The sequence below is a fragment of the Vibrio sp. 1288 genome (genome assembly GCF_033344475.1).
In genome coordinates, this window is the sequence record NZ_JAWPOX010001141.1 from 1 (window position 1) to 515 (window position 515).

Consider the following 515-nt stretch of genomic DNA (forward strand, 5'->3'; position numbering starts at 1 on the left):
TAGTGTTGTTGCCAAACTGGTTGTTTTCATCATTACGTACGCTGGCTTCGAAGGTCCATGCATTCAATGCATATTGAGCAATTGCGCTGATGCCAATGTTTGTTCTTGGATTCTTCTCTGGGTTGTAGTCTTTCGCTGGTCCCCAGTCACTTGGTGCAAGGTAGCCTTTTGCTAACTTCTCATTACGGTAATCTAAGCCGCCTCCAATACTCAGTTCATCATTGATGCTGTATGAGTTTAGCCAAATTGCATTGAACTGTTCGATGGCCACGTGATCGCCGGTCGACTTACTTTGGCCCGATTTAAGGTCATAGTTGTCTTGTTGACCGTAAGCTAACTTCAACTCAGAAGTGTAAACATCTTTAGAATACTCAAGTGACAAATCTGCACCTACGTATTCCACTTCACCCGTTTTCTTTTCGTGCTTATCTACTGTTCCCCACCCAGGATTGCCATAACTGCTGTTGTCATAGTCGTATTCGTTGCTGTATGTACTAAAGCCAACGTAACCAGAA

The 515-nt window shown here is 43.7% G+C and carries 1 pseudogene; it reads right to left on the minus strand.

The features are described from left to right. A pseudogene (locus R8O11_RS31335) lies at window positions 1-515 on the minus strand (TonB-dependent receptor); the annotation flags it as partial.